Origin of the sequence: Pediococcus sp., from assembly GCF_003533255.1 — a bacterium.
GTDB classification, from domain to species: domain Bacteria; phylum Bacillota; class Bacilli; order Lactobacillales; family Lactobacillaceae; genus Pediococcus; species Pediococcus parvulus.
On record NZ_DOEM01000003.1, the window covers coordinates 1 to 7,546 of the forward strand.

General features: G+C 39.3%; 8 protein-coding genes. 5 read left to right on the plus strand and 3 right to left on the minus strand.

Annotated elements, in window-relative coordinates:
• The first annotated feature begins 386 nt into the window (after positions 1 to 386).
• Both DD627_RS01400 and DD627_RS01405 read left to right on the plus strand, forming a co-directional pair.
• A complete protein-coding gene (locus DD627_RS01400) occupies positions 387 to 845 on the plus strand; it encodes a MarR family winged helix-turn-helix transcriptional regulator (protein ID WP_260267477.1) in 459 nt (152 codons plus the stop codon).
• A gap of 3 nt (positions 846 to 848) precedes the next feature.
• Positions 849 to 2,261 (plus strand): DHA2 family efflux MFS transporter permease subunit, encoded by a 1,413-nt coding sequence (locus tag DD627_RS01405; RefSeq protein ID WP_260274664.1) that lies wholly within the window; start codon positions 849 to 851, stop codon positions 2,259 to 2,261.
• 200 nt (positions 2,262 to 2,461) lie between these two features.
• Here DD627_RS01405 and DD627_RS01410 read toward each other — a convergent pair whose 3' ends face one another.
• The 3 genes from DD627_RS01410 to DD627_RS01420 all read right to left on the minus strand — a co-directional run bounded on the left by DD627_RS01410 (position 2,462) and on the right by DD627_RS01420 (position 4,329).
• A complete protein-coding gene (locus DD627_RS01410) occupies positions 2,462 to 2,629 on the minus strand; it encodes a hypothetical protein (protein ID WP_186806960.1) in 168 nt (55 codons plus the stop codon).
• 80 nt (positions 2,630 to 2,709) lie between these two features.
• Complete coding sequence (locus DD627_RS01415; protein WP_353744023.1) at positions 2,710 to 3,384, minus strand: histidine phosphatase family protein; 675 nt, start codon at positions 3,382 to 3,384, stop codon at positions 2,710 to 2,712.
• A 63-nt stretch (positions 3,385 to 3,447) separates the two neighbouring features.
• Complete coding sequence (locus DD627_RS01420; RefSeq protein ID WP_260267476.1) at positions 3,448 to 4,329, minus strand: aldose 1-epimerase family protein; 882 nt, start codon at positions 4,327 to 4,329, stop codon at positions 3,448 to 3,450.
• A gap of 159 nt (positions 4,330 to 4,488) precedes the next feature.
• Here DD627_RS01420 and DD627_RS01425 point away from each other — a divergent pair, with 159 nt between their 5' ends.
• The 3 genes from DD627_RS01425 to DD627_RS01435 all read left to right on the plus strand — a co-directional run bounded on the left by DD627_RS01425 (position 4,489) and on the right by DD627_RS01435 (position 7,464).
• Positions 4,489 to 5,292, plus strand: coding sequence for a Cof-type HAD-IIB family hydrolase (locus DD627_RS01425; RefSeq protein ID WP_311317563.1), 804 nt, complete (start codon positions 4,489 to 4,491; stop codon positions 5,290 to 5,292).
• Positions 5,293 to 5,576: 284 nt separating this feature from the next.
• Positions 5,577 to 6,122, plus strand: a complete 546-nt coding sequence (locus DD627_RS01430; RefSeq protein WP_260274663.1) for a hypothetical protein — start codon at positions 5,577 to 5,579, stop codon at positions 6,120 to 6,122.
• Between the two features lie 151 nt (positions 6,123 to 6,273).
• Positions 6,274 to 7,464: an ATP-binding cassette domain-containing protein gene (locus tag DD627_RS01435; RefSeq protein WP_260274662.1), complete on the plus strand. Its 1,191-nt coding sequence runs from the start codon at positions 6,274 to 6,276 to the stop codon at positions 7,462 to 7,464.
• Positions 7,465 to 7,546: the final 82 nt, after the last annotated feature.

A 7,546-nucleotide genomic window follows, 5' to 3' on the forward strand; every position in this document is an offset into this window, starting at 1 on the left:
GCCACAAGAATCGACATTGACTGGAGCAAGAAAGATTTTCGGAACGAAAATCATCATTACTAGGCGGAATAGTGGGCACGACTTGGAGCCGCAAGCCACGTCTCCAAGCTCGGCTTTTATCTAAGTGAAACCTGCTAAGATAAAGGACACTACTGAGCCCATTTGCTTCCAGACTAAGTCTAATCTTTGCAATCAACACACTGATATAATAACTTTGATGCTTTCAACCTTTAGTCACAAGGTAAAAAACTGCAAGTACATTTTTAATGATGCAATGTACTTGCAGTTTTTTGTGCTTTCATTTAACTTGTCCTTGCATAATCGTTAAAAAAAGTTCTATAATGTAAAACGTTAGCCTGCTAACGGAAGCCGAGGAGATGAAACTGATGAAACAGGATTTATCTATGTATGGACGCCTGATTAAACATGCAAGTAACGTCATGAGCCGGCATATCGACACGTTTGCCGCAGAGTATGAGTTGACCGGTGTCCAGATGTCCATTATTGATTTTCTAGGAAAGTATCCTAACCAAACGTGTCTTCAACGCGATATTGAAAATGAATTTGCCATTCGCCGTTCCAGTGCGACAACCTTATTACAACGGATGGAAAAAAAGGGACTAATTTTACGACTAGTTGCAAAAGATGATGCCCGGCAAAAGCAAATTCAATTAACAGCAAAGGCACAACCCTTTGTCCAAATTAATCGAAACTATATGAAGGTTCAACGAGCTAGTTTGGAAGCTAATTTTACTGCTGAAGAACTTGAAAATTTTACAAAGATTTTGCAATTTTTAACCGTCGATGAAGCTGGTAAGAATTATGGAAAGGACCACGAGAAATAAAATATGACTAATGAAACTAATCAACGAATTCGGCCTCAGGTGATTGCCGCGGTCATTGCTACTGGGCTGATGTCTTTTAGTGGCGTGATTGTCGAAACCGCTATGAACATTACCTTTCCAACTTTGATGAAAGAATTTGATATTACCACAAGTACGGTTCAATGGTTGACAACGGGATACTTATTGACTGTGGCAATCATTGTACCGCTCTCGTCAGCTTTAAAAACCCGTTTTAAAACCAAATCTTTGTTTATTGTAGCTAATCTATTGTTCTTGCTTGGCCTAATAATGGATGCGGTAGCGCCAATTTTTCCGATCCTATTACTTGGAAGGATTATACAAGGTTGCGGGACCGGAATAGCCTTACCCTTGATGTTTAATATTATTATTGATCAAGTTCCGACCAGCAAAATTGGCATGATGATGGGTATTGGAACTTTAATCACTGCTGTTGCGCCTGCAATTGGACCTACATTTGGTGGGGTGGTAGTTGCGAGTTTAGGCTGGCGATTTGTGTTCATCATCTTAGTGCCACTACTGTTAATTTCGCTAGCAACAGGGATCAAAACGATTGAACAAAAACGGCCAACGCAAGCTATGAAATTTGATCCGGTCAGTATTTTGTTGATTGCCATGACATTTATTGGGTTGATTCTTGGATTCAGTAATATGGGTGGGATGAGTTTTATGAGTTTGCCAGTCGCCGGTGCCATTATCATTGGCTTGGCCGGCTTAGTTGGTTTGGTCTATCGCAGTTTGCACATTGACCAGCCTGTCATTGATTTGCGTGTGTTAGGAAACGCGTCTTTTGCAGCCCATGTGTTTGTGTTTTTTACTTTACAGCTAATTTCTTTGGGAATGTCATTTATTTTGCCCAACTATATGCAATTAGTAAATGGGGCAACATCTACCATTGCCGGATTAGTGGTTTTACCGGGTGCTGCTTTAGGCGCAGTCATGTCACCAATTAGTGGTCGAATTTATGACCATTTTGGCGCGAAAAAACCATTGATGCTTGGTAGCTCAATTGTTTTTATTTGCCTGGTGTTATTTACAGTTTTAGCTTTAAACATAAAAGATAGCCTCATTTTAGCAATTTATGTCATCTACATGTTTGGGGTTGGTTCGATTTTTGGCAATATCATGACGAATGGGTTGTCCACCTTAAAAAACGAGCAGCAAACGGATGGCAATGCCATTTTGAACACGATTCAGCAGTTTGCGGGTGCAGTTGGAACGTCAATTGTTTCCACAATAATTGGTGCTAGCCAGTTAGGTAAGGGCGGATCACAGGCTGATTTAACGGCTGTGGGATCACGCAACGCTTTGTTAGTCTTGACAATTCTGATGGGAATCGCCATTCTGGTGTTATTGTATGCTGTGAATACGGCGATTAAGCAAAAAAATGCTAATTAAAAATGAGGAGAGTGGGCAAAAAGGCGGTTAGATTCTGAGCATAGCCTAGACTAACGAATGATCCGTACTTTGGATCATTCGTTAGTCGTAGCTAAGCGGAAGAATCTGCCTTTTTTCCAACATTTTAGAAATAATATTTGAAGAAATATACAGAGGGCAGGCAAAAAACTATGTTTTTTGCCTGCCCTCGTTTTTCAAGCTTATGATGATTTTTTAACGGATAACTTTCGTGGGGCAATCCCTAATTCTGCAAGTTGGCGGTTTACCAACTCGTCATGAATACGACTTAGTTTGTCTTGTTCCACTTTGGCTTTACCCGTAGGTTCGATTAAACATGCGGGCATGTCGGTTTGCTGTTCTTCAGCCATTTTGCCACCTGCTTTCCAATTTTCTTTATTGTCTCACGAGTGGAAACAGAAGCAAAACATCTTGCCCAAAGGAGTTCGACCTACTTGTCGTAAGCCACAACCTCAGCCTGATTATCTGTAAAATTCAAGATGTTGAGACTCCCATTTTTGATTGGTAAATGAACATCAATTTGGGGATTCAGCAATTGAATTAGACTGCGAATGGCATCCATATGCGAAACGACCAATAAATTTTCACCGTCATTAGCTTTTTCGGCTAATTGATCAATCCCAGTCAAAATTCGCTTTTTAAAGGTTTCTGCATCTTCAGCATCTTTAAACGGATCAGCGGCATGCATGGCATCTCGTGCTTCGTAAAAGGTATGTTTGCTCAAGAAATCATCAATGCCGGTATATCCCAGTGGGCGACAAATGGTATCCCAAGTTTCGGGACCATTGGCGCCTTCAAAGTAGCCAAAGAAGGCTTCTCGAATGTTTGCGAGTTGGGTCACATCCAACGAATCGTTGTGCGTATCCTTCAAAATGATGTTGGCCGTATGAACAGCTCGAGTGAGATCACTGGAAAAAGCTTGATCAAAGTGAACATTTTGCACTTTTTTAGCGGCCATATGCGCATCTTGAATGCCTTTGGGGGTCAGGGGAGCATCAGCCCAGCCTTGCATACGATCGAATTTATTTAAATAAGTTTCGCCATGGCGAATGAGGTAAACAGTAAATTTTTTGATGAGAACACTCCCTATATGATTAATTAAGATAAAAAGAACAGCGCATCAATCGCACTGTTCCCATTTTAACATGTTTAGTTTGTAAAAAGCGGATTATGAAAATTCAATTCCATATTCAAAGGACTGAGTTTCGCCAGGTTCGGCGAAGTTATTGCCCTTCTTGTTAGCCCAATCTGTTGGGGTATCACTTGCTTGATCAGGGAGACCTGCAAATGGTTCGATGCAAAGGTAAGGTTCGGTCGCATTTTCCATAGTCCAAAGTGTGATGTATGGGAAATGTTTCACATTTAATTTGATTTCATGCGCGGTTTGGTCAGAACGGACAGTGACCGTTTCAATCTTTTTGGCATCCAAAATAATTAACCCATCGTCAAACGTACTGTGATCTAATTTCAAAACACCATCGCTATCCACTGCCTTGAATGGGGCTTTTGTGCCATCCCGGAATGGAGCGGGGTTAATGCCTAACTGTTGAATTTCCTTTGGATGTGGTCCAAATGTCAAAGTGTAGTCTTCAAACACACCATCGTCGTCAATTGGAATATTGAGACCCGGATGGGAGCCAAGTGCATAAGGCATCGTTTGTTTGTCATTGTTGGTGACGCTGTATTTTGTTAATAATTGGTTACTAACTAATTTGTAGTCCACCTGTAAAATGAAATCAAATGGGTAGTATTCCTTTGTTTTGGGACTAGATTTTAATTGAAGTAACACTTGGTCGTCGGCTTTACGAATATTTTCCCATTGTAAATCACGCGCAAAACCATGTTGAGGCATTGGATAAGTTTGACCATCCACAACGTAGTGATCATCGTTTGATCGCCCGATTGAGGGGAACAAAATTGGTGCGTGGCGTTTCCAAGCTTTACCATTCCAGATGTAATCAAAATTACCTTTGACGTCCACCACGTGAGTCACTTGAGCACCAAGCTGGTCTATTTCAACTTCTAATTTGTTGTTTTTAATCGTAATCATTCATATTGCCTCTTTTCAAATTATTGGGTACAGGTATATGATGGAACAGTTGGCGGATAATGTAAAGGCTTTCTAAAACGAAATCTTAGAACTTTAACAAACTTTCGAAAAGTCATGTCCGTTGGCAATGAAAGCAGGAGGTAGTTTAGATTGATTAAGATGATTGCACTGGATTTGGACAACACCCTACTGAATTCAGAGAAGAAAATTAGTGAAACAAATACCAAAGTTTTGAAGCAATTGCACAAACAGGGGAAAGCAATCGTGCTGTGTACTGGACGGCCAATTAATGCCATTTGGGATTGGCTGACGCAACTGGGGTTAATGGATGAAAATGATTATTCCGTTAATTTCAATGGCTCCCTAGTTATTCACAATGTGGATAAGAAACCATTGATGGCTGATGGCATGAAACGGGATCATTTTGCGCATTTGCACGAATTTTGTGCTGCGCATCAGTATCCATTAGATATTCTAGATTTTAACGGCGTGTATCCAATTAATGATTTGCCTTTATCAGGTTATGAAAAGCGGTTAGGAGGAAACATGCATTTCTTGCACATCCCGTTTGCAAAAATGCCAGATGCTTCCTATAGTAAGGCAGTAATTTGCACGGATCCTGGCGTTTTGGACCAGATTGTGGCAAATATGCCGGAACAACTAACGAAAGAATTTCATATTGTCCGTTCTCAACCCATGATTTTGGAATTCTTAAAACCGGGGATTGATAAGGGGTCGGCATTAGATGTATTGTTGAAACATTTTGGCTGGACACGTGATAATTTGATGACTTTTGGGGATGCCCAAAATGATTTGGAAATGCTCGCCAGTGCTGGAGTTGGCGTGGCGATGGCAAATGGGACTGCTGAAGCCAAACGAACGGCTAACCGAGAAACCGATTTGGATAACAATCATGATGGTGTGGCAGATTTTTTGACAAGCTATTTTGTAAAGGAAGAGTAATTTAAATTTTGCCAGATACATTTTAAAGCCATCAACGGCCTTCGTAGTAAAGGTGTTGAAATTAACTCAAAGAAAACAAAAATTTTTCATTAAAAGTGTTGACTTCGATTAAAATTTGATTACAATAAGCTTTAACTAAGATTAAAAAAATTAGACCTTAATCGGAATCAAACTTTTGGGGAAGTTTTTGTATGGATGTATTTTTAAGCGAAAAGAAGTAGATATTTGACGCGCATGAGTATCAATTGGAAAAGCAATCCAATTTACCGAAGAGCTGTAGCTTTGTGGCTACATATGCGTCTGACTATAGTATCGAGTCCTTAGCAACTTCTGGAGATAGTTCAAATATGACGGCTGGAACACTTATTGGGCTAAATCATGAAATTAGAACTAATAATGGACATATGGAAATACGTTCACATAGGGGTATCATTTATCGTTTGGGAACAAATACGACCTTTTCAATTCAACAAAGAATTGAAGGAGAAGTACCAATTTTCTATGGAAAAGTTTACATGGACACTCTAAGAGCAGATACAATCGTGGATGGAGGTAAGTACCGTACTAGCTGCGTTTCATTAACTGAGAATATTGATCCAGTGACGGATCGTTATTACGCGTTAAACGATCCTTTCGAAATTATGGAGTATGACGAACAAGGTAGAGAGTTTCAGATTGCGAGTGTAGCACCTTTCACTAAATTGGATCTTCGATTTAATAATAATTTGGTAATGAGGGAAAAATATCAAGTAGTTTCTAGAGCAGCATTAAATGATGAAGAGATTGACTCCCTGTATAGTGAGTGGGTGTCACCTGTTAATTGGAAATAGGATGGGAGGCGGTTATTTGAAAGCTCTGACTAATTTTAAAAATTATATTTCATTGTATGTTCGTAGTTTTAGTTTATTTTGGAAATCTTCTAGGGGTAGCAGTTCTGTGCTACTCTTTTTAGTTCCCATACAAGCGTTGGCGCCTGCGGTCTTGATTAAAATCGCACAACTGATGCTGGATGAATTATTGCATGGCGGGGTGTCTGGTAGTCTTGTTATTTGGTGGGGTATAATCTTTTTCATTTCTTCAGCAGCAATTCCAATCAATACTTCGCTACAAGGCATTTTAACTGATAAATTAATTGCTTTTGTTAACATGCAGCTCATGCAGAAATCAAAATCAATTAATGGATTAAATTTATTTGAAAATGCAGATTTCTATGACAATCTTCAATTGGTTAGTTCAGAGGCCTCTTGGCGTCCAGTTAACTTGATTGTTTTTGGCATCAGCATGTTACGTGAATTGATTACCGTTATTTCGATGATGGCTCTGCTTGCTAGATACAATTTTTGGATTGCGATCATCTTACTTTTAGCAATAATTCCGCAAAGTTTAGTCAGCTATCATATTCAACAAGACTCTTTTGAAACGATGGTGACCCGTAGCCCCGATGCTCGTAAAATTCAGTACTATAGTGAGGCATTACTAACGAATAAAGATGCCAAAGAGGTCCGGCTATTTGGAATGTTTGATTTTTTCATTAATGCTTATAAATCAGTTTACAAGGGCATGCATGCTAAGATGAAAAAAGTTCGAATGAAGCAAATGTGGATTTCACTCGCTTTTTTGGCCATTAGTGTGATTTTGAGTATTGCCAGTTTGATTTGGATGGTTACGGTTATTCGGCGAGGACAAGTATCCGCGGGTGGCTTTTTGATTTTTGTGTCGACATTAACAGCAACTTCAAGTAGTGTTTATGCATTCATTGAAAATTCAAGTCTATTGTATGACACGCTTTTATATATGCAAAAGTACTTTGACTTTATGCATGTCAAAGAAGCTAGTGACTATTCTGGTAAGTTGCCATTTCCTGATGAGGTGCAAACGATCACTTATGAGGGAGTCTCGTTTCGCTATCCTGGACAAAGAATCGATGCCCTGAAGGATGTTTCTTTTAATGTTCATGGCGGAGAAAGAATTGCGATTGTTGGAGAAAACGGGTCTGGAAAATCAACTTTAGTGAAATTGCTTATGCGTTTTTATGATCCGCAGCAAGGCAAAATCACTTTAAATAATATGGTTATTACTAAATTAAATATTAGCGCATATAGAAAAAAATTGGTGCAGTTTTTCAAGACTATTCAAAATTTTATTTACCAATTGGTCAGTCTATTGGGTTAGGGAATCCTGAACTAGTTGATGATAAGCAAAAAATTGTTAACGCAATGAAAAATGGTGGTTTTGGATTTAGGTCAAGAATCTG